We start from the raw sequence: 23,067 nt of genomic DNA on the forward strand, positions 1-23,067 counted from the left end.
GATATGATACCTCTTAAGTAGACAATGGAAATAACCAAAAGCTACTTAGGAGGTATTTTTATGTCCAAATCACCACATACAGTAGAATTCCGTGCAAAGGTTTCACAGGAGTACCTTGATGGGAGTTCCTATCCTTTTCTGTCAGAAAAATATAACATTGGGAAAACAACGCTGCAGCAATGGGTAGCCAAATACAGGCTTTATGGAATCTCCGCATTTTTCAAGGTTTCCGGAAACTCCTCTTATTCGTCAGATTTTAAAAAGATGTGCGCAGAGGCTGTCCTGTCAGGACAAGGGAGCGTAGACGATATTGTTGCCAGATATAATATCTCTTCAAGGGCGGTACTCAGAGGCTGGATTATGCGTTATAATGCCAATAGAGAACTTAAGGATCATAATCCTAAAAGGGAGGTCTATATGGCAGAAGCAAGAAGAAAAACAACTATTGAGGAACGCAGAGAAATTGTTGAATACTGTATAAATCACGAACGTAATTACAAAGATACTGCATCCTTGTATGATGTATCTTACAACCAGGTTTATTCTTGGGTAAAGAAATATGATGCTAATGGAAATGATGCATTAATAGATAAACGAGGTCATCATAAAACGGATGATGAGGTTGATGAATTAGAACGCTTGCGGCGTGAAAATCTTAGATTAAAGAGTCAACTGAAAGAAAAGGATATGCTGACAGAACTGTTAAAAAAAGTGAAAGAATTCGAAAGGATGTGAGGCTGGGAAAACTAAGATATGATTCCAGATTTATGGCAATAAAGTTCTTTTATGAAAACAAGCATTGGAGCCTTAACTGGATGTGTAAACAACTGGAAATATCACGAGCTGCGTATTACAAATGGCTTCATCGTGAAATTCCTGAGCACGAACTCAAAAACATAGAACTTGCGGAGCTATTAAAGAGTATGATGAACGATTTAATCACATCTTGGGATATCGTAGAATGACTTCGTGGATTAATCACTTTAATCATACGAACTACAGCAAAAAACGTGTGCATAGAATCATGCAAAAACTTGATATCCATGCAGTAATCCGAAAGAAAAAGAAAACATATAGATCTTCTACACCTGATGAAACGGCTGAAAATAAACTTGGAAGAGATTTTTATGCAAATGCACCTAATAAGAAATGGACAACAGATGTAACAGAATTCAAAGTACCAGGTACACAGAAGAAACTCTATTTAAGTGCCATTCTGGATTTGTACGACAGATATCCAGTTTCACATGTCATAAGTTGCAGAAATGATAATCATCTGGTATTTAAAACATTTGAAAAAGCAATCGAAGCCAATCCAGATGCTAAGCCACTTTTTCACTCAGACAGAGGGTTTCAATATACCAGTAAAGTGTTTAAAAGAAAACTTATAGAACAGGAAATGGAACAATCTATGTCAAGAGTTGGACATTGTATTGATAACGGACCTACAGAGGGGTTTTGGGGCATTATAAAAGCTGAAATGTATCAAATGTATGAGATCACAGAGGAAGCTTCTTTAAGGCATGCAATAAATGATTACATACGATTTTATTCAACAAAACGACCACAAGATAGATATCATTGTAAAACACCTTTGGAAGTAAGAAATGAAGCGCTACAGTCTGAGATAATTCAGGAATATCCAATTCCTACGAATAAGAGAATTGAGAAATATAAAGAGAAATGGTGTGCATAGAAAAACGACCACACAAATCTGTGTGATCGTTCATCTGCATTTCATTTTAGATATTTAACCTGTCTACTTGACAGGGGGCATATCAAAAGCTGCCGTTTTTTTATTTTATACATTCTTTTTACATTCTCCGCAGAGCTTCGATCGGACTCAGATTCGCTGCCTTTATAGATGGCAGCAGTCCGAATACCAGACCGATGATCATAGAAAATACTACTGCCGCCGCTGCAGCGGGAATGCTGATGACCATAGGCGTCTGGGAAATCTTCGAGATAACCTTTGACAGTATAAAGCCTGCCGCCACACCCAGGACACCGCCTACACTGGTAAGCACTGCCGCTTCGGTCAAAAACTGGCCCAGGATTCTGCGCTTGTTGGCGCCTATGGCTTTTTTCAGGCCGATCTCACCGGTTCGTTCCGTGACAGACACCAGCATAATATTCATAACGCCGATACCGCCTACCAGAAGTGAGATGCTGGCGATCCAGATAAGCTGCCGGTTCGTGTTCTCACTGATCTGCTGAAGGCCCTTTGCCTTCTCCATAATATCCTCTGCCTTGTATTTGATGGAATCGGAGGTGGATGTTATGGACGCGTTGAGTATTTCCGCTGTCTTCTTGCCTGCTTTGCTCATGGCCTCCGGACTGGCAGCCCGAATGACCGCCTGCTGCGGCTCGTCATACTGATAGACAATGGGCCAGGTGGAATCCGGCATAAGGATCATGCCGCTGTCATCGCTGTAATATGTATAGTAATCCTCCATACTGTTAATGACCGGTTCGTACTCATCTGATTTTTTAATGATTCCCACAACCGTAAAAGGCTCTCCTTTTATCTCGACGGTTTTGCCAATCTCCTTTCCCTTTTCAAAGAAGTTGTTGGAGGCAGTTTCATCCAGCAGGATCACTTTACGGAAATTGTCAAAATCCTTTTTGGAAAATCCGCGCCCCCGGACGATCTGATATCCGCAGGTGTCCAGATAATCTTTATCCACTCCCAGCACTTTGCCGCCTTCCATGCTTTGATTCTGATAGTAAACGCTGTCTGCATACTGGCGCAGCCTGTAGAGTGACGCATTCTCCACATTGTCCAGATCCAGGATCTGCTGTTTCTGCTCCTCTGTGGCAACCGGCACTCCCTGGGGAATCCCCTGATACTCCATTTGATATATGTTGCTGCCCTCGTTTAAGGTGATGTCAACAACATTGTCGCCCTCACCGATCAGGTTCTTTTTTATCTGCTCACTGGTTCCCTTGATCGTAGAGACAATGGAAATCAGGGATGCGATTCCGATGATTATGCCCAGCATTGTGAGAAAAGAACGCATCTTGTGTGCCCAGAGTCCCTGGAAGGACAATCTAATATTTTCTACCATGTTTTATCCTCCCTCCTCTAGTACATGCCATATAGTTCTTCTATGGTTGCATGTCTTACTTTGACGCCTTCTTTTACCTTCTTGCCATATGGGAAAGCAATGTTGTCCTCCTCTGTGAGACCGCTTTTAATTTCCAGCATACTGCCGTAGAAATTTTTTCCCACCTGCACCGTCCGCTTTTCAAGCTGATGATCCTTGTTCTCCACGTAGACAAAATCCTTGCCGTCTTTATTCCGCACAAATTGCTTGCTGATGTAAAGACCTGCGGGATTCTCCGACTCTGCGGGAAGTTCCAGGCTGACACCCTCCATATTTTTAAGGCCGTCGCTGTTTTTGATATAGGCAGTAAAGGGGTAATAAGATACCTCTCTGCCGTAACCGTACATATTGTTGGAGGACGGAAAATTGGATATCTCTTTTACTTCCGCCTCCACGGGAAGTCCTGATTCGTATGTGAATCCTGTCAGGACAGAACCCGGCTGAAGCTGCTGAAGCTGATACTCATCTGCCAGACCTTTCACATAGCTGCCCTCTGCGCTTTCCACAACAAGAAATGCCTCGCCGTCCACTTCCCCTTTGCTTGGATCTCCAACCTTCTTCACAACGCCGTTCAGAATGGATTCTACGGTCTGGTTCTCCAGCTTTTTCTCAACATTCTGAATTTTCAGGTTGCTGCCGCGAATGTCCAGTTCTGCGGTTTTTATCTCTTTTTTCTTCTCTGTGATCGCTTTGTCCAGTTCATCTTTTGTATAGCCGTTTATGATATCATCCTGGGGAACCTCTTCCATAAAATCCCAGTCATCCGGGAACTCTTCCCCATCCGGATCACCGTCCGGCATCTCTTCATCCGGTGTTTTCGGTTCCTCCTCCGTATACGTTCCAAGGTGGGTGAGGTACCATTTCTGCGGTTCCACTTTCTCTGTTATTTTACTTCCGTCAAGGTACAGGGCCGCGATGAGAAATCCGTCTTGTTCGCCCTTGTCTCTGACTTCCAGGACACAGTATACCGGTTCTTTTTCTTTGGTGTCTGCATTTCCGTATCCTGCGATTTGGTTTAGAAAGGCACCCTGGATCTTCACATCTTTTTTGCAGAGATAGTAGTATGGGTCTTCCTTTGTGCCCGTTCCCTTGTAAGGAATGGCGTTTTCTATTTTCTGGCCCGGTATAGTCTCAAGGGTAATGTCTCCGTAAAGTTTATCATAAACCATGGACGGTACCGGTTTCTCCGGTTTATCCGGGTTGTCCGGGTTGTCCGGGTTGTCCGGATTATCTGGATCATCCGGTTTATCCGGGTTATCTGGATTCTCCGGGTTATCTGGATTCTCCGGGTTGTCCGGGTTATCTGGGTTGTCCGGGTTGTCTGGATTATCCGGGTTGTCCGGGTTATCTGGGTTATCCGGGTTATCTGGGTTGTCCGGGTTGTCTGGATTATCTGGGTTGTCCGGGTTGTCTGGGTTGTCCGGGTTATCTGGGTTATCCGGGTTGTCCGGATTACCTGCGTTATCCGGGTCACCGGATTCGGCGGCAGCTCTTGTATTTTGGGAAACTGCCATTTTACTGAATGCTGCATCCCATCGTCCGCCCATACCTGAGCCTGCATCTCTCATTCCCAGAGGCAGGATGCCTGCTTTGCTGCCTGCTCCCATGATGTTTCCGGTGGAACCTTCTTCATCGTCATCCTCTGATTTCTGGCTGTCAGGAATGATATCGGCATTTTTCAGTTTTTCCAGTTCTTTTTCCAGGCCCTTTTTCTTGACCAGAAGCTGCTCTTTATTGATTTTTTCCATCTCCAGGTCAATGTTGACCAGTGTCATGTCATACGAGAGAAGCGGCGTTCCTTCAACCACTTCCTGTCCTTCCTGTACATAAATCTGGTCCACCATCTGCTTTTCCATCAGATGAACCTCCTGTGTCACACTGGAGGTTATGGTTCCGTCTATACTGGTGCTCATACCCCAGATCTGCTGCTTCAGATCAGCTACGGGATAGACATCTACTTTCGTCTGGTCCATCTTCTTCACACCATACCAGATTCCTGTGCCGGCCAACGCTGCAGCTCCGACACAGATGACGGCAATGATGATTTTTTTATTTCTCGCCTTCATTTGCATCCTCCCCTCTACTGCGCCTCACCTTCCGGACTTGGGACTGCTGCCCCGTCTGCGCCTTCCGCACCGGCTTCACCTTCCGGGGCATTTCCTTCCATTTCCGCACTGCCGGCTTCACCTTCCGAAGCATTGCCTTCCATTTCGGCAGCACCTTCTTCCCCTTCAACAGGAAGTGTATCTGCTCCGTCTGCAGGCAGGCCATCCATACCTTCCGGCATTTCACCGTCCGCAGGCATTGATTCCGGATCACTCATGGGAATCTCTTCATGTGTTGTCTTCATTCCCTCTTTTAAGAACTCCTGCGGAAAAGCAATGTAATCACTTACCTTCAGGCCGCTTTTTATCTGATACTGGAAGAGATTTTCATCGTGTTCACCGAGGGTCACATCACGTTTTTCAAGCTTTCCATCCTTGTTTTCCACCCATACACAGGGCTGCTTGTCCGCGTCCATGATAAAGCCTTCGTCCAGCCATATACCCTCTTTTTCTTCCATTCCCGTGTCATTTTCAATATACACATGCTGACCCAGCATCAGGCCGTCAGAGGTGTCCAGGTTAATATAAAAAGGATAGGAGGAGGACATCATTTCACCGCTGTCGCTGCCGCCTCCGTACATCATATTATTGTTGTTTCCCTCTCTGTTTTCCGTATCCACCGCTGTGAACGTACCTGTCCATGTCTTGCTTTCATCAACTCTGGAGCGGATGATTGCCTTTTGACCTTCCTGAACAGCGCCGATATTCTGTTCATTTACTTTTCCTTTTACCCTGTAAACACCGGTTGCAAGAATAGTCATAAATGCCTGTGAACTGCCGCTGTAAGGATCTGTCTCATTGCCCTCATTAATGCTTTTTACAACTCCCTGCATCTCACTGGTGACAGAAGAATTGGCAATCTTTTCATGTATCTGTGATATTTCCACTTCTTTGCTTTTCCGTTCATATTCGCTTTTCTTCAGGTCCATCTGTGCTGTCTGGATCTGGGTCGTGTAGGAAAACTGGTCATCCTCTGAGGCGGATTTCTTTTCTTTTTCCAACTGTGCGATCTGACTGCGCAGGTTCTCCATATCGGTGTCTGCCCGCTCCAGATCCAGCTGGGCCTGCTGCAGATCTGCTTCCAGTGTCTCCGTGTCATAGACAAAAAGGGCGGTTCCCACCTCCACTTCGCTTCCCACTTCCACCAGGATCTCTTTTACTTCCCGCTCTGCATTTTTCTGAATCTCCCATGTCTTCTGTGGTTCCACAACACCGGCCAGTCTCTGAACCTGGGAAGATGGATCCATGGAGGAGACACTGGTCACATAAGCCAGCTCTGTGCTCTTGTCCTCACCTTTTCCCCGCTGCTGCATATAAATTCCCGTACCGATCACGCCTGCCAGCAGCACAATGCCTGCTCCGATTAAAATCTTATTTCTTTTATTCATATATTTCCCCCTGTTTTTAAATTTAAAATTCACATACTATTTGTTTAAGAAGGCACTTTGAAGAAAACAACTTTACACAAAGTATAACAGATTTTAAAGATTCTGTCTTTTAACTTTTTATAACCTTTTGAAATCTTTATGTAATCTTTTGTGTTCTGATTTCGTATATAATATAACAGTCGTCTTTTTGTCGTAATTCGTCGAATTATTGCTTTATTTAACGGATTATGTCTATTTTTATCTAATCAGATATTTTTATGACTTTTTAAGTTATTCTTATTATTAATAAAATAATATATAACGAAGGGGGTATTTTATGAACGTGGAAAGTCTTGTTCACCGTCTTGGTATCTGCTCCATATATCGGGGCTATTCTTTCCTTATCTACGCAGTTGAACTGTCAGTCAGAAATGAAGAATATCTGCTCTACATAACAAAAGAATTGTATCCGGATGTGGCGAAACATTTCCATTCCACCAGCACAAGAATCGAACGGTCACTTCGTACGGTCATCACCACATGCTGGAACGAAGGAAACCGAGCGCTGCTGAATCATATCGCAGGGTATGAGCTGCAGCGAAAGCCTACCACGGGAGAATTTATTTCTATGCTTGCTTATTATGTGAGAAACCATAAAGACGAGGAGTAATCATTTCTCTTTACGCTGAAAGGGCATCTACAACGTATATGTAGGTGCCCTTTCCGTATCCTGTCAGCAGGGGGTATTTCCCAGCAGTTTTTCAGTCAGTTCTGTAAACGAAATTGCATTCGTTCTTTCTAAAAGTTCAATATCCTCCGTTTTAAAGCTTTCTGCTCCCTTATAGGCACCGCAGATACCACACGCCATAGCAGCAATGGTATCTGTATCACCGCCTATATTGGCCGCGTATTCGGCACACACTGCAGGGTCACCTTCAGACAAGTAAAATAAAGCTGCTGCTGCCGGTATACTCTCGGCAGATGAAATTCCCGTCCCCACATAGTCATAAATATCTTTAAGTGCCTTTTGGGGTTCCTGCTCTGTAAAATGTCTTGCCATTTTCATGCGGCAGGCTACAGACGGTGAACCAATGGAATTTCCATATGCACTGCCCTTTTCTGCCATTTCCGTCATATATTCATAAATTTTTGATAAATCTTTTTCTCCGTGGACAGCCGCCGCTGCTCCTGCTGCGATGGCACATGCTGCGCTTATGGCGCAGGAAGTAAAATGTGTGGGTCTGCACAATTCAATGACCTGGTGGAGCAAGTGGCAGGAATCCACCTCTTCTTTGCAGTTATACCCGGCAAGAAGACCTATTGGTACGATTTTCATGGCTGCGCCGTTGGTGGTCCCTGTACTTCCCGCTTCCTCCATCGGCGTTCCGGCCTCAATCAGTTCCAGAGCCTTAGCGGTACTGGGGCCTACAACTGCCGAACTTTTATCCGAGTGTTTCATCCAATACCTCAATTTTTTAATAAAAACCTGCGCGTCGACCCTGCCCCCGTTCTCACTGAGCATCTCTGTGACCAAAATACTGTTGATCGTGTCATCCGTCACCTCACCTTTTGCAAATCCGGCGGATATCCTGTTATCCGGATGTCCGGGAAGAAAGGTTTTGATATACCCGAGCTTTTTCTGTATCAATTCCCGGCTCCACATTTCTGCCGGCATTCCGAAAGCATCTCCGTAAGCAATCCCGATGAAGCCTCCCTTTACCTGGTCAAATTTTTCCCTCATCCACAGCACCTCATTTCCAGACAAACGTTTCAGCGGTTTTAAGATCCGGTGAAAAACGGGCCCCTATTCCGGTACACGTATGCCCTGCGCACATGGTCGCAAATTTCATGGATTCCTCTATGGACATGCCATTCAGACAATACTGATAGATAAACGAACCCATATACGAATCCCCGGCCCCGGTGGAATCCACAACTTCCAGATCACAGCTCTTGACCGTATACTTCCTGTCCTGCTCATCATATGCAACAGATCCTTCTTTTCCGAGGGTGAACAGTAAAGTACCCTTACAGTAATCACGGAGGTATCTCACGCACGCATCTAAATCCGTCGTTCCTGTCAGCTCGTACAGGCCGCCGCGGCACGGTGCAAAAATATTAGTGAACTTAAGTGCTGATAATATCTCCTCTTTCGATACATGCAGTCCCTGCATGGTGCCAAGGCCTACCTGCATGTTAAAGACGGTCTTCACCCCGGCTTTCCTTGCTTTTTTAAGTCCTGTAATGGCAGGCTCTTTGGGCAGTAAATCTGTGTAGAAAACCTTAGCTGATGAGACGGCCGAATAATCCAGTTCATCACTTGTCAGGCTTTCAAAGGCATCCCCCATATTGAGCATAATAAATTTTCTGCCCTCATCATCAATGACAATATCTGTATGCAGGGTTATCTTTCCCGGTTTTACGATCATACTCTTGGTATCTACGTTCTCATCCCGGAGACTTTTCAGAACATCTTTTCCCAGAGCATCATCTCCCACAGCCCCCATATAGCCACATTTTGCTGAGAGCCTCGCAAGCTGTACGATCACGTTTGTGCCGCTTCCTCCGGGCTGTCTGTCATTACTTTTCACAATACAGAATCCATCCTCTGAAGGAAGATTATCAACCTTCATCAAAACATCCATAGCCAATGTACCTAAACCATATACATCCATACGCCTTCTCCTTTTGTAACTATTTCGCCAACAGAACCGTTATCTTCTTTAAAAATCAGGCAGAACAAAATGTTCTGCCTGATCTGCCCCCTGTTAACAATCTGATATTACAATTTTTCTATATTTATCATGTGTTCCGTTCTGCATGGATACACCTACTGCTCCAAAAAGATAAGGTTTCTCTTCGTCTACAGCCTCCAGACAGCAGCCCTCTATTTCTGCGCTTATCTTGTTGCCGATGACCTGAACATCGATGCAGTATTCTTTCCCGCAGCCCCAGTCAAATGGAGTTTCTGCCAGAATACGGTATCCGTTATCATTTTTCAGGATTGCCGCTTTGCCGTCAGGAAGAAGTCCCACCGCATAAGAACGAATGGCTCCCTGCACTCTCACATTTACCATATGATGCTTTCCTGTCAGCGGTGTAAAGAAGAATTTTGCCCTGTAATCTCCCCAGTCATGTCTGCCGGTATATGCTTCTGCAAAATCTGAACAGGACAAATGCATTTCCCCGTCATTCAGATACATCAGGCCTTTTAATTTTGTAAACTGGCTGATCTCTTTATGCAGAACGGTCCACTGCTCTTCCGTTTCATTGGCAAAATCAATGGAATAGTCAGCTTTTCCATCCGCGTACAGGTCATCTATAAGCCCCACAAAATCAAACACCTGTGTATGGGTACCCTGCACATGGAAACATAAGCCAATCTCATCGATCAGGGCGCCTTCCAGGCTTGGAATGGTAAACTCCAGTTCTTTCCACTGGCCTCTGCAGAGATTTTCTCTGTTTCCCTCATAGATTTTATCTGCCCTGCTGTCTCTTGCGTAGAGACTCACCAGTGCATCCTCACCATATTCGGGGATCATTGCACTTCCATGGATGATCTGTCCCGGATATACAAGCGGAGAGAAACACGGATCGTATCTGCTGTCATGAAAATCTGCAGGTCTGTAGTGTGTCTTTTTATAAACAAATACGTTTTCTCCCGGCTCAACGTGTTTTGCCACAAATTTCAGGGAACGTGATCCTGTATATGCAGATTCATCCGTATTGATCACCGTACATTCCCTGTCTTTTCTTGCCCGTTTATCCAGTCCATCCACCCGGACACGCATTGCGTGGGTAGATCCCGGATATTCAAAGTGGCAGCTGTCAATTCTCTTCTGCGTAATCGTATTCCAGGGTTCCGGCATCTTTTCTCCCGCCACAGCATATGCCAGTTTCGCTATATAAGAGGCACCATATGGGATATCCATAATATTCATGGAACCCATAACACTTGAGCAGGCCAGGAAATCATTGATCGGTTTTCTCCATTTTTCGTAGTTAATACCGTCCAGTCCGTTTCTCACGCCCATGATCGTCGCTACGTTGCCAACGTTGCAGTCTGTATCCCAGCCGCACATATTGCAGATATTCAGTGTATCTGTAAAATCACCTTCCCCGTATAACAGTGCCAGAATCATCACTGCGATATTGGGGATGATATGGCAGTTTCCGGGATATTTATCATAGCCGTAATTGTCAAATATGTACCGGAAGCAGGCCCTCCAGTCGCCGGGGTTTTCATCATAGTATACCATGACTGCCCGCACTACTTTTGCATACTCGCATTCTCTCGGAATATAAGAGAGACCTTTTTCAATGATTTTCCTGATGTCCTTCTCCACAAAAGCATAGCTTATACATACAGCAACAAAAATACCGCCGTAAATACCATTTCCGTCATGTGTCACACTGGCGGCCTCTTTCGCATATTTTGCTGCCAGATCCGGATTTCCCGGTGTCACAAGTCCCCAGGTATCAATGAAAATCTGTCCGCCTATCTGTTCTGCCGTTGTACTTCCGTTTTGTTCGATACTTCCGCTTCGCGGAGCCGGAATCCCGTTTCTCAGATTCAGATACGCTGTATGCTCAGTAGATATCCCATAACCGCCCCACCAGAAAAATCCGTGTTCAAACGGCGCATAATTCAGAAGGGCCTCTGCCACATCCTGTGCCTGCAGTTCGTAATCATGATGTCCGTCTTCCAGTGCCCTCAGGAAAAACAGCGGGCCGTTGCTGTCATCATCCGCAGCAAATTCGTGGTAGTCTACAGGATAATGGTCTAATTCACCGTAGATGTTTTTAATCTTTTCATAGGTCCATCCCTCTACCGGGGCACCCAGGCGGATACCGATGATCTTGGCAAGCCATCCTGCATAAATACCTTCAATAAACTCTGTTTTCATACTCAACCTCCCATCGAGCAGTCTGTTAATATTAACCTTTTACACTTCCGCTGGTCATACCTTCTATAAATTTACGGCTGAAGAACAGATACAGAATAATAACCGGTGCAATGGTTATAACGCTGGCTGTATAAATTCGTGCCATATTGGAACCATATTCTCCCGTAAATTTAACAAAACGTGTTGCTACAAGTTTCAGCTCTTCTGATGTGATAAATGTGTTAGACCACAAAAATTCATTCCACACATTAACAAAAACTAAAATCGCAATTGTGAGAAACATGGGCTTAGCAATGGGCAGTGTCACTCTCAAAAAGCTGTTCAACTCATTACATCCGTCAATCTTGGCTGCCTCCTCCAGTTCACGGGGAATACCGGCAAGAAAGGTCCTCAGCAGCAGCATATTAAACGGAATCTGCATTGCAGTATACACGATCATCAAACTCCATCTGGTATCTACCAGGCCCAGTTTATTCATAACAAAGTAATCCGGGACAATATACAAAAATCCAGGAAGAGAGATTGCCACGAAAAAGTATGCTGTAAAAAAGCCTCTCATCTTAAACTCCAGTTTACTGATCGAATACGCTCCCAGACCAACCACAACAAGCACCACAACAATTACTACAAAGGCTGTGAGCAGACTGTTGAAATAAGCAGTGGCATATCCGCCTATCTGCCACGTCTCCTGAAAGTTGTTAAAAACCCATTCTTTCGGCAGACCCAGCGGCATTGATTTACATTCCCGGTCTGTACGGAATGCATTTATGAAAACCTGAAATAGCGGAACTGCTGCAAACAATGCCATGATAATTAAAAATACATATTTGATAAAAGATGAAATCTTATATTTTGCCCCGATTTTCACTCCACTATTCATCTTCCATCCCTCCTTTTTTACTGATGTATTTCTGAAGGAAGTACAAAATCACACATATACCACTCTGTATTACACAAAGAGCATTGGCATAACCTGCCCTGTATTTCACAAAGGCGTTTTTGTAAATATAGGTGGACATGATTTCTGTGGCATTAGCAGGTCCGCCGTTTGTCATAATATATACGTAATCAAAGGTCAAGAATGACCACATTATTGTCATAATCAATACAAATGCTATTGTCTGTTTGATTCCCGGAATCGAAACATGAATCAATTCCTGGAAACGGTTTGCTCCGTCAACTCTGGCTGCCTCATATAAAGTAGGGTCTACCTGCTGTAATGCGCCTAAGAAGAGAACCATTATGAATCCCCACCAATGCCAGTTGTCCACAAATGCCACAGCAAACAATGCAATTTTAGGATTTCCAAGCCAAAGTACCTTTGACAGCTCTGTCCAGCCGGCTTTGGCAAACACCTGATTAAATCCATAATATGGATTCATATAAGCAGTCCAGATTTTACCTGCCACTGCAGCGGATATAACATAAGGAATAAAGTAAATCGTTCTGAAAAACATCTGGGATCTGCGGAGCTGACTCACTATGATTGCAACGATAAATCCCAGGATCAAGGGAACTGTAATGAAAATAAGCAGCCACTGAATGTTATGTACTACGGATAGTTTTACTAACGGATCTTTAAAAATTTCCGAAAAGTTTTTAAATCCTATGAATTTTGCGTTTCCCATTCCATTCCAGTCAAACAAAGACATCACCAGTGTACTTAAAGCTGGTCCTGTAACAATGCATGCATGGATAATAAATGCGGGAAGTATAAATAGGTATGGTACCATATGTCTTTTTTTAACTGTATTCATCTCTCCACCACCTGTAAAGTCTTCTTTCATAAAAAATACCGTACAGCCAACACCTCCATGCAGTGCGTACCTCCTTACATGAAGATTGGCTGCACGGTATTTCCAAGTTACTTAATCACTTTTATGGTTACTGTTCCACTGCTATTACGGTAATACCGGAATCGTATTGTCAGCAATTGCGGTATCTATATACGTCTGCGCCTGGGCCAGATAATCATCCACGGTAAGTGAACCAAGGAATAATGCATCCGTATTCTCATTCATATAAACCCTCATCTCAGATGGGTAGAACGTCCAGGAACAATAACCGATCTGGTTGTTTTTCTGTGCATCCATAAGTAGTTTATACTGATCTAACAGTTTCTCATCCATTCCTTCCAGTTTGGCAATATCAAACTCTTTCAGCGGGTATGGCTGATATCCTGCCTCATTGATGGACTGATAATGTCTGTCAAGGGAGGTAAACAGATAATTCAACACTTCTGCAGCCAGATCCGGGTTTTTGGAGTTTGCATTGATGGAATAACCACCGCCTGTAGCAAATGGAAGAATCTCGCCAATGTCTTCTTTCTGAGGCATCATTTCGGAATCCCAGTTACAATCCGGATATGTAGCTATAAGCTGGTTAGAAGCCCATGTTCCGTCAATCATCATAGCTGCGCGTCCTTCTGCAAAGAAAGCGACCATATCTTCATTTGTGATAGACTGAGATGCTTTATCACCGAGCCATCCTTCCTGCCACCAGTCAACCATAGTCTGGATAGATTCTTTGATCGGTTCGTCTGTATATTTTCCGGTTCCTTCCATAGCAGCTTTCACAGCTTTCGGACCACCGTAACAGCTTGTGAATGTTGAATACAGCCAGTCTACAGCACCCTGATAGTTGGAGTTGCCAAAGGCGATGGGAATAATACCTTTTTCCTGTATTTTCTTCATCAGCTCTACCAGTTCGTCCTGTGTCTTCGGTACTTCCCAGCCATTCTCTTTCATAACATCCATGTTATAGTACATTACCATACCTTCAAAAAAAGTAGGAAGTGAATACAGCTTTTCATTATAGAAACAGCTGTTGTAAGCCCAGTCATAAAACATATCCTTCCAGCCGTATTGATCTGCATATTTGCCTAAATCAAGCACTCTGTCAGCCTTTGCAAATTCCGCAACATCGGTAGGACCGTCCAAATCCAGGATATCCGGTCCGCCGCCGCCGGCAACCTCTACCTGAAGGCTCTGCCTGTCGCTGTACATTTTTATCTCGATATCCACGTCAGGAAATGCTTCTTTTAAAGGTTCATCAATGTATTTCTCACGTACTGCAACCTGGTTGTCATCTGCCAGATAACAGGATATCACCAGCTTTTCTTTGTCTTTGCTGTCCTTGGCGTCCTTGTCATCATCGGTCTTTGCTGTGCTCTCTGTCTGTTTATCATCCTCTCCGGCTGCTTTGTCATCCCCCGACGAACCGCACGCTGCCATGGATACTGCCATTGCCCCCGTCAAACATAACGCTAAAAATTTCTTCATGTTTTTCATAACTTTCCTCCTTAGAATACATTATATTTTCTCTATTTTAATTTTGCTTCCCGCAAAATCAGAGACCCGCGTTACTCTTCCTTTTACTGAGTTCCTCCAGTTCTTCCCTGCCCGGAATGGAACTCTGTGCCCCCTTTCTGGTAACTGCCAGAGAGGACGCCATATTTGCGAATACGATCGCCTCATCAAAGCTCATTTCCTCTGCCAGACCGGTGACAAATGCGCCATTAAAGCAGTCCCCCGCCGCTGTTGTATCCACAGCGGTCACTTTTCTGGCCGGAAATAATTTTTCTTTCCTGTCATTGACAAATAATACGCCTTTGTCTCCCAGGGTAACCAGGATATTTTTCACACCTTTTTCAAGCAGAGCATGTGCACCGTTTCTGATGTTGTCCATGGTCATTTCCTGCTGTCCTGTCAGTTTTAACAATTCTGTCTCATTGGGGGTCAGGTAATCAATTTTCCCCCAAATATCTTCGGGCAGGCCATCCGGTGCCGGTGCCGGATTTAAGACCACGGTCTTTCCCAGCTCTTTTGCCCTTCTGATACCATAAAAAATGGTTTCATAGGGAATTTCCATCTGAAACATGACATAGTCACATTCTGCAAATAAAGCTTCATTTTGTTTTAAATACTCAACATCACAGGCTTCATTTGCACCGGAGATAACCACTATGCTGTTATCACCATCGTCATTTACATAGATAATTGCCGTACCCGTTGGCTTGCCTTCTATATTTCTGATATATGATGCATCCGTTCCGCTATTCGCAAGATTGTCTTTTAGTTTCTGTCCCAGGCTGTCATCTCCGACGCATCCGAGCATGGTTACTTTTCCGCCAAGTTTACCTGCTGCATATGCTTGATTCGCTCCTTTTCCTCCGGGTACATATGTAAGGTTTTTTCCAAGAACGGTCTCCCCTATCAACGGCATACGTTTCATTTCTATAACGATGTCCATATTCAAACTTCCGATAATCAGAATCCGTTTATCCAAGCTATTACCTCCATCAAATTTATTAAGAAAACCATTTCTTAAATTGTTTTCCTATGCATGTATTGTACAGCCCTCTCTGTGCACTGTCAATAGTTTTTCTATTTTTTGTGAAATAAAACTATTTAAGAAAAAGTTTTCTTATGCATATTGCACATATATGTGATGCATTTTCCATTGACAAATCCCTCTCTATCCTTCATAATTAGAGAAAATAATGGTAAAAGAGGGATCTCATATGACAATCAAAGAAATCGCCAGCCTGGCCGGTGTCTCTATTTCAACGGTTTCCAAAATCGTTAACAACAAAGACCAGAATATCAATCCTGAGACCCGCAGCCGGGTACTGAAAATCGTAAAAGAATACAACTACACACCTTACGGCATGGTAAAAAATATATCCAATGCGAAGCGCTTTCTGCTGGGCGTCCTGCTGCGCACTGCCTCACAGACCAACCTGATGCTGAACGGCATCCTGCAGGCCGCCCAGGAACAGGGATATAATGTACTGCTTCTGGACAGTCTGAACAGCGCAGATACGGAGTTAAAGCACATCACATCTCTGTGCAAAAACAATGTGGACGGTGTGATCTGGGAGCCGGTGGATGAGAACAGTCCCCAGCATGAGCATTACTTTGCGGAACAGAATATCTCTGTCAGCTATATCAATGCTCCTTATACCCTGCCTGCCTACAATATAGATTTTGAAAAAATGGGATACGTCCTGACGCAGAAACTGCTGGAGTATAAACACAGCAAGATTGCATGTCTTGTGAAGGAAAAAAGCAGGCGTTCCGGCATGGTGTTTGAGGGATTCAAGAAATGTCTCTTTGACAATCAGATCCCCTATCATAAAAAGATGAAGCTTTACATCTCTGACCCTGCCTGCTGCTCCAGGATACTGAGCCATGGTTTTTCAGGCATAGTCAGCTCGCATTTTGCCTCCTCCCTGATCCTGTACGAGCAGATGGATAAACTGCACTATTACGTGCCCTCGGACCTGTCCCTGGTGAGCTTAAAGGATGATGTGCGGGAAGCAATCTCTTTCCCTCATATATCCAGTATCAAAATCCCTTACCGGGAGTTCGGTTACTATGTGTGCAGGAATCTGATCCAGAAATGTGAGAAAAAAGAGGCGGCAGAACCGGAATATACTTTTGTCTCACAGTGCGATTTCGACAACGAGGACAGCCTTGACATTCCTTCCTTCTTCCGCGGGAAGAAGATCGTAGTGGTTGGCAGTATCAACACGGATATCACCTTCAATGTTGACTGGCTTCCCCAGGCGGGAAAGACCACCACGATCTTGAGTTCCACCACCACACTGGGAGGCAAAGGAGCCAACCAGTCTGTTGGCGCTGCCAAGCTTGGACGGGAAGTTTCTCTCATAGGGGAAATCGGCAATGACACGGATTCCACCTTTATTTTCGATATCCTGGAGAAAGAACAGGTGGCAACTCAGGGCGTACACAGGGATATGAAGGCGCAGACCGGGAAGGCATATATCTATATTGAACGGGACGGCGAGGGAACCATCACGATCATGTCCGGAGCAAACGGCAATCTGAGCCCGGCAGACATACAGAAACGGCAGCATCTCTTTGAAAATGCCGGCTTCTGCCTGCTCTCCACTGAGATTCCCATTCAGACCGTTCTGGAGGCAGCGAAAACTGCCAGGAAATACGGGGCAAAAAATATTGTAAAGCCCGCTGCCCTGAAATCCATACCGGAACAGCTTCTGCAGAATACAGATATCTTTATCCCCAACCGTAAGGAAGCGGCCGCCCTGTGTCCCAAGTACAATACAGTGGAGGAACAGGCCGAATACTTTTACCAGAAAGGGATCAAGACAGTGATCATTACGCTTGGACATGAAGGCTGTTATCTGAAAACCGAGGATAACGCAAAGTATTTTCCGGCTGCGGATTTCATTTCCATTGATACCACCGGCGGTGCGGATGCTTTTATCTCAGCTCTGGCCTCTTTCCTGATCGAGGGGTATTCTCTGGAAAAGTCCATCCGGATCGCCACGTATGCTGCAGGGTGTTGTGTATCCAGGCAGGGCGTTGTTCCCGCCCTTGTGGACCACAACACCCTGGAAACCCATATCAAAAAACTGGAACCGGAACTTCTCAAATAGAAAATACAGGCACTTTTCTTAAAAAGTTGACTTTTTCGTCATTTCTGGTAAACTAAACGAATACGGTAACTTCCGCAAACAGGAGATGACACATGAAGATTCGACATAAGAAATGGCTGTATGCCGCGGTTTTCCTGACTTCTGCCCTGCTGCTTGCAGGATGCGAGGGCAAGGAGGAGCGCGCGGTCAAGGAGGCAGTTTCCGCGGAACTTGACCAGCTGAAAAGCCCGGATAAAAAGACCATTGAAAAATATCTCTCCGTCCATGAGCTTTTCCCTGACACAGACAACGGGGAGGAAAATATGGACCCTGACATTGTCAAAATCTTTTCACGGTATTTTAAAGATTTCTCTTACACCATAGACAATGTCAAGCTCAAAAATAAAAAGGCGGGCGCCACTGTCACCATCACCAACCTGGATGCCCATGCACTGGCAGAGGATTACACTGCCGCTGCGTTGAAAAAACGGATTACCTGCGACGCCAATCCCAGTCAGGTGGAATTTTCACTGAAGGATTCTTACCTGCTGCTCGGAGAGACGCTGAAAAAGAACGATTATAAACTGGTGGATACCACCTTTGACCTGACCCTCAGGCAAAAAGAAGAGACGTGGCATGTTGTTTATGACGAGAACCTGGACAATCAGATCACCGGCGGTTTTCTCTCCTACATGGCTGATTCCAATCTTCTGCCCCCTGAGGAAGTAGTCAAAATACACTTTGGCACCATCAAAGATTTTGACACGGAACAGCTTAACATCTATCTGTCCCTGGACAGCCTTCTGGATACGGATGACACATACAGCAGCTCCATTGCGCATGCCATGGCGGAACAGATCCGTGCCTGTTTTGATTTTAAGATCCTGGACGCAAAAAAGGATGAGCGCAACGCCCAGGTGAAAGTTCAGATCACCAGCAGTGATTTCAAAAGTATTGTGGCTTCTTACCAGGAACAGCTTTCCGGATGGCTGCAGACTTCCCAGGCCATGGCAGGAGGAGCCGAGGGGCGCCGTGAGAAGGAAAGACAGCTTCTTCTGGAAAGTATAGAGAAGAACAATGCCTCCACCACACGGGACGTGGACATTACTCTGGTCAATGACGGAACAAGCTGGAAGATGCAGATGGATGAAAATGTGGCACAGGCCATTCTCGGAGGCGTGGACAGCGCCCTGGCAGATGTGTCGGAGGATGTGGAATAGACGCACTTGTACAGACGAAAAACAGAACACGATAAATGCCCGGGCTTTAGCATATCCAAAGCCGGGCATTTTTTTATACAAAAAATCCAGATATAATTTTTATAAGCAGCAAAATAAGAACCGTGACCACAATGGGGCGAACAATCTTCGTCCCGTTTTTTATCACCATACCGGAACCGATGTAGTGCCCTGCGATGCTGAACACGGCTGCCGCAAGTCCCAGAGAGATCACGATCTTGCCGCTGGAGAAAAAGGCAGCAAGGGCTGCCAGATTGGAAGCCAGATTGACAAGCTTCGTATTGCCTGAGGCTGTGCGGATATCCATGCCCGCAAGACCCGTGTAGACAAGCAGCAGAAAAGTACCTGTCCCCGGCCCGTAGAAGCCGTCATATGTCCCTATGACCAAAGAGGCAGTGATAACAATGGCATATTTCTGTCCTTTTGCAAGCTGCCTCTTCTGTTTTGGCTCCATGCTTTTATTTTTCAGCACATAAAATGCCACTACAGGGAGCACCACGATCAGCATGAGCTTCAGCACCCTGTCACTGGCAGTCAGCGCCAGATTTGCTCCCGTAAAGGAGCCCAAAAGCGCTGCCAGAACAGACGGTACCGCCAGCGGTATGTCCGCATATCCGTTTTTACAGTAGCGGGCCGTGGAGATGACCGTACCGGAGGCTGAGGACAGCTTATTGGTGGCAATGGCATTATGAATGGGAACTCCTGCCAAAAGATAAGCAGGCAGGGAGATCAATCCTCCCCCGCCTGCTATGGCATCTACAAAACTGGCTAAAAACACCAGCGGACATACAATCAGAAAGGAGACAGCACCTGGCTCCATTACTGCTCATCCTCCTGAACTTTCAGCGCGATCCCCAGTTCATCAAGCTGTTTTTCATCTACCGTGTTCGGTGCCTCGGACATCAGGCAGGAGGCATCCTTCACCTTCGGGAATGCGATAACTTCACGGATGGATTCCTCCTTAGCCATGAGCATGACCATACGGTCAAGGCCGTAAGCCAGTCCTGCGTGCGGCGGAACTCCGTATTTGAAGGCATCTAAAAGGAAACCGAACTGTTTATAAGCCTGCTCTTTTTCAAATCCCAGCGCTTCAAACATTTTTTCCTGCACATCGTTCTGATGGATACGCACGCTGCCTCCGCCAATCTCATTGCCGTTGAGTACAATATCATAGGCTTTTGCACGCACTGCACCCGGATCCGTATCCAGAAGCGGAATATCCTCCTCAAAAGGCATGGTGAACGGATGATGCATGGCTGTAAAACGGTTCTCTTCCTCTGACCACTCCAGAAGAGGGAACTCTGTGATCCACACAAAACGGTATTCCTCTTTATCAAACAACTCCATCTGACGCGCCAGTTCAAGACGCAGGGCACCCAATACATCCCATACAAGCTTCGTCTTGTCAGCGGCAAAGAGAAGCAGGTCGCCTGCCTCACCCAGCATGGCTTCTATGAGGGCCTTCATCTCCTCCTCTTTCATGAATTTGGCGAAGGAGGATTTTACACTGCCGTCCTCCTGGATGGCAATATAAGCCAAACCTTTGGCGCCGTATCCTTTGGCAAATTCCACCAGCTTGTCGATCTTCTTTCTCGGCATGCTGCCCTGTCCCTTGGCATTGATGCCGCGGACACTGCCGCCTGCCTCAAGGGCATTCTTGAACACAGCAAATTCACAGCCTTTTACCACCTCAGACACATCCGTAAGCTCCATGCCGAAACGCAGGTCCGGTTTGTCGGAGCCAAAGCGGTTCATAGCCTCTGTCCAGGTCATTCTCTGAATGGGAAGCTGCACTTCCACGCCCAGAACCTCTTTAAAGAGGAATGCCAGCATACGCTCATTGACATCAATGACATCATCCACATCCACAAAGGAGAGCTCCATATCAATCTGTGTAAATTCCGGCTGACGGTCAGCGCGAAGGTCCTCATCGCGGAAGCACTTGGCAATCTGGAAATACCTGTCATACCCGGAGCACATCAGAAGCTGTTTGAAAATCTGGGGAGACTGGGGCAGTGCATAAAAACTGCCCGGATGCACACGGCTGGGAACCAGGTAATCCCTTGCCCCCTCCGGAGTGCTCTTATTCAGGATTGGTGTCTCAATCTCCAGAAAACCTTCATTTGCCAGGAACTGGCGTACCAGCACAGCTACCCGGGACCGCATGATCAGGTTTCTCTGCAGGTCCGGTCTTCTAAGATCAAGATAACGGTATTTTAAGCGCACTTCCTCTCTTGTCTTGCTGTTCTCCTCAATGGGGAACGGAGGTGTCTCAGACTCGGACAGGATACGCAGGGCACCTGCCCGCACTTCTATCTCGCCTGTCTTCAGATTTTCATTCACAGCGCCGGATCGCGCCTCCACGCGTCCTGTCACAGCGATCACAAATTCGCTTCTCAGTCTTCCTGCTTTTTCAAAGCCTTCCTCATCAATATCGCCGTTTTCAAAGATGATCTGCATGATACCGGAACGGTCACGCAAATCCACGAAGACGATTCCGCCTTTGTTGCGGCTCTTCTGCACCCAGCCCATAAGGGTTACTGTGCTTCCGATCTCTGCTTTTGTCACTTCCGTACATCTATGGGTTCTTTTTAACCCGTTCATTGATTCTGCCATTGTGTCAGTTCTCCTTAATTCCTCATTTATGTTATTACAATGTAAGCCCGGTACCCAAAACCTGTCAGTCGTTGTATACCTCTTCGATGGTTTCGTATCCCTCTGCCATAAGTTGTTCTTTCTGGAATTTTTTGTTCTTCTTCATGTATACAATATTCACATTTTTGCCGGATTTTCTCTCTTCCCCGGCCTTTTTCACTATCTCCACCAGTTTTTCGGAACTCAGCTTCTTATCCAGCAGGTATGCTTTCTTATCCATGCTGCCCGGTACCTGGAATCCTCTCTCCATGAGCAGCATTACAATACGCTCAAATCCAATAGAAAATCCGGTTGCCGGTGTGGGGGTTCCCGTAAATTTGCCGATCATCTCATCGTAGCGTCCGCCGCCGCCCACGCTGCCTGCGAAACCGTCGATGCAGATCTCAAAGATGGGTCCTGTATAGTAAGACATACCGCGCACCAGTGTGGGGTCAAAGACAATCCTGAAGTTGGCAGTCTTTGCCTCTGTCACACTCTCAATGATCGTGGACATATTGTCAGCCACATCCGGGTCCAGGAAGCCTTCCAGTTTTTCTTTGCAGTAGTTTACACCGTCAATGCCCTCTCCGATAGCATCGAACAGAGCGATGTATTTTTCAATGCCCTCTTTTGGGAATCCGGCCTCTTCCAGCTCTGCTGCAACGCCTTCCTTGCCGATCTTATCCATTTTATCCAGAATGATGAACACCTGGTCATAAGACTCCTCCGGGAATCCGCTGTAGGCAGCCATGGCTTTTAAGAAACGGCGGTCATTGATACGGATGGCAAAGCTCTCGAATTCCAGCCTGCCCACCAGTGTGGAAGTTGCCAGGATAACATCGATCTCAGCCAGATTGGTGGGATCACCCAAAATGTCAATATCACACTGCATAAACTGACGGAAACGTCCTCTCTGGGGCCTGTCCGCACGGAATACATTTCCCATCTGCAGAGCTTTGAAGGGGGACGGAAGCTCATTGGCGTTGTTGGAATAAAAACGGCTGAGCGGAACTGTCAGGTCATAGCGCAGACCGCTGTCAACCAAGTCATTCTCCTCTTTTGCCTCGTCGATTCTCAGTTTCTCTCCTCTTTTCAGAATACGGAAGATCAGTTTCTCATTGTCGCCGCCCTGTTTGCTGGTCAGGTTTTCAATGTGCTCCACACATGGTGTTTCCATGGATGTGAATCCAAACTCTTTGTAGGTTTCCTTGATCAGTCCGATCACATAATCACGGATTTCCATTTCTCTCGGCAGAATATCTTTCATTCCTGTAACTGGTTTTTTCTTTAACTGCATAATGTTCTC

Annotated in this window: 18 protein-coding genes; 5 read left to right on the forward strand and 13 right to left on the reverse strand. The window is 45.7% G+C overall.

All coding sequences use genetic code 11. The features are described from left to right. Positions 1-60 precede the first annotated feature (60 nt). Entirely contained in the window at positions 61-735 is a 675-nt protein-coding gene (locus tag LC508_RS07265) for a helix-turn-helix domain-containing protein (RefSeq protein ID WP_103732163.1), read from the forward strand. 178 nt (positions 736-913) lie between these two features. Continuing rightward, positions 914-1,696: an IS3 family transposase gene (locus LC508_RS07270; protein ID WP_118594054.1), complete on the forward strand. Its 783-nt coding sequence runs from the start codon at positions 914-916 to the stop codon at positions 1,694-1,696. 118 nt (positions 1,697-1,814) lie between these two features. On the opposite strand, the gene LC508_RS07275 is transcribed toward LC508_RS07270, so the two are convergent. The 3 genes from LC508_RS07275 to LC508_RS07285 are packed head-to-tail and all read right to left on the reverse strand — an operon-like array spanning position 1,815 to position 6,600. After that, positions 1,815-3,068, reverse strand: a complete 1,254-nt coding sequence (locus tag LC508_RS07275; RefSeq protein WP_033139706.1) for an ABC transporter permease — start codon at positions 3,066-3,068, stop codon at positions 1,815-1,817. 17 nt (positions 3,069-3,085) lie between these two features. Further along, complete coding sequence (locus tag LC508_RS07280; RefSeq protein WP_225305337.1) at positions 3,086-5,173, reverse strand: efflux RND transporter periplasmic adaptor subunit; 2,088 nt, start codon at positions 5,171-5,173, stop codon at positions 3,086-3,088. Between the two features lie 14 nt (positions 5,174-5,187). Continuing rightward, positions 5,188-6,600 carry an efflux RND transporter periplasmic adaptor subunit gene (locus tag LC508_RS07285; RefSeq protein WP_118594055.1) on the reverse strand — a complete coding sequence of 471 codons (1,413 nt, stop codon included), beginning with the start codon at positions 6,598-6,600 and terminating at the stop codon, positions 5,188-5,190. Between the two features lie 316 nt (positions 6,601-6,916). On the opposite strand from LC508_RS07285, the gene LC508_RS07290 reads away from it, so the two are divergent. Continuing rightward, positions 6,917-7,249, forward strand: a complete 333-nt coding sequence (locus LC508_RS07290) for a sporulation initiation factor Spo0A C-terminal domain-containing protein (protein ID WP_033139708.1) — start codon at positions 6,917-6,919, stop codon at positions 7,247-7,249. Between the two features lie 63 nt (positions 7,250-7,312). On the opposite strand, the gene LC508_RS07295 is transcribed toward LC508_RS07290, so the two are convergent. The 7 genes from LC508_RS07295 to rbsK all read right to left on the reverse strand — a co-directional run bounded on the left by LC508_RS07295 (position 7,313) and on the right by rbsK (position 15,773). Continuing rightward, complete coding sequence (locus LC508_RS07295) at positions 7,313-8,320, reverse strand: ADP-ribosylglycohydrolase family protein (protein WP_103732868.1); 1,008 nt, start codon at positions 8,318-8,320, stop codon at positions 7,313-7,315. Between the two features lie 10 nt (positions 8,321-8,330). After that, positions 8,331-9,254 (reverse strand): carbohydrate kinase family protein, encoded by a 924-nt coding sequence (locus LC508_RS07300; RefSeq protein WP_054353381.1) that lies wholly within the window; start codon positions 9,252-9,254, stop codon positions 8,331-8,333. 93 nt (positions 9,255-9,347) lie between these two features. Beyond that, entirely contained in the window at positions 9,348-11,486 is a 2,139-nt protein-coding gene (locus LC508_RS07305; RefSeq protein ID WP_052098975.1) for an ADP-ribosylglycohydrolase family protein, read from the reverse strand. 31 nt (positions 11,487-11,517) lie between these two features. Beyond that, the gene (locus LC508_RS07310) at positions 11,518-12,366 is read right to left on the reverse strand and encodes a carbohydrate ABC transporter permease (RefSeq protein WP_052098977.1); all 849 of its coding nucleotides are present in this window, start codon (positions 12,364-12,366) and stop codon (positions 11,518-11,520) included. Beyond that, the gene (locus LC508_RS07315) at positions 12,359-13,243 is read right to left on the reverse strand and encodes a carbohydrate ABC transporter permease (RefSeq protein WP_158587310.1); all 885 of its coding nucleotides are present in this window, start codon (positions 13,241-13,243) and stop codon (positions 12,359-12,361) included. The genes LC508_RS07310 and LC508_RS07315 overlap by 8 nt, the downstream gene beginning before the upstream one ends. Before the next feature lie 144 nt (positions 13,244-13,387). After that, a complete protein-coding gene (locus LC508_RS07320) occupies positions 13,388-14,776 on the reverse strand; it encodes an ABC transporter substrate-binding protein (RefSeq protein WP_103731310.1) in 1,389 nt (462 codons plus the stop codon). 58 nt (positions 14,777-14,834) lie between these two features. Beyond that, complete coding sequence (gene rbsK / locus LC508_RS07325) at positions 14,835-15,773, reverse strand: ribokinase (protein ID WP_033139712.1); 939 nt, start codon at positions 15,771-15,773, stop codon at positions 14,835-14,837. Between the two features lie 235 nt (positions 15,774-16,008). Between rbsK and LC508_RS07330 the strand changes: the two genes are divergently transcribed. After that, positions 16,009-17,910 (forward strand): PfkB family carbohydrate kinase, encoded by a 1,902-nt coding sequence (locus LC508_RS07330; RefSeq protein ID WP_033139713.1) that lies wholly within the window; start codon positions 16,009-16,011, stop codon positions 17,908-17,910. Positions 17,911-18,002: 92 nt separating this feature from the next. Further along, positions 18,003-19,109 carry a hypothetical protein gene (locus tag LC508_RS07335; protein WP_052098980.1) on the forward strand — a complete coding sequence of 369 codons (1,107 nt, stop codon included), beginning with the start codon at positions 18,003-18,005 and terminating at the stop codon, positions 19,107-19,109. Between the two features lie 73 nt (positions 19,110-19,182). Here LC508_RS07335 and LC508_RS07340 read toward each other — a convergent pair whose 3' ends face one another. The 3 genes from LC508_RS07340 to hisS all read right to left on the reverse strand — a co-directional run bounded on the left by LC508_RS07340 (position 19,183) and on the right by hisS (position 23,058). Continuing rightward, entirely contained in the window at positions 19,183-19,947 is a 765-nt protein-coding gene (locus tag LC508_RS07340; RefSeq protein WP_103731309.1) for a sulfite exporter TauE/SafE family protein, read from the reverse strand. Continuing rightward, on the reverse strand, positions 19,947-21,743 hold the full coding sequence (aspS, locus tag LC508_RS07345; RefSeq protein ID WP_103731308.1) for an aspartate--tRNA ligase: 1,797 nt from the start codon (positions 21,741-21,743) through the stop codon (positions 19,947-19,949). Before aspS ends, LC508_RS07340 begins: the two co-directional genes overlap by 1 nt. A gap of 64 nt (positions 21,744-21,807) precedes the next feature. Continuing rightward, complete coding sequence (hisS, locus tag LC508_RS07350; RefSeq protein WP_033139716.1) at positions 21,808-23,058, reverse strand: histidine--tRNA ligase; 1,251 nt, start codon at positions 23,056-23,058, stop codon at positions 21,808-21,810. Between the last annotated feature and the right edge of the window lie 9 nt (positions 23,059-23,067).

Origin of the sequence: Blautia parvula, from assembly GCF_020215665.1 — a bacterium.
GTDB classification, from domain to species: Bacteria; Bacillota; Clostridia; order Lachnospirales; family Lachnospiraceae; genus Blautia; species Blautia celeris.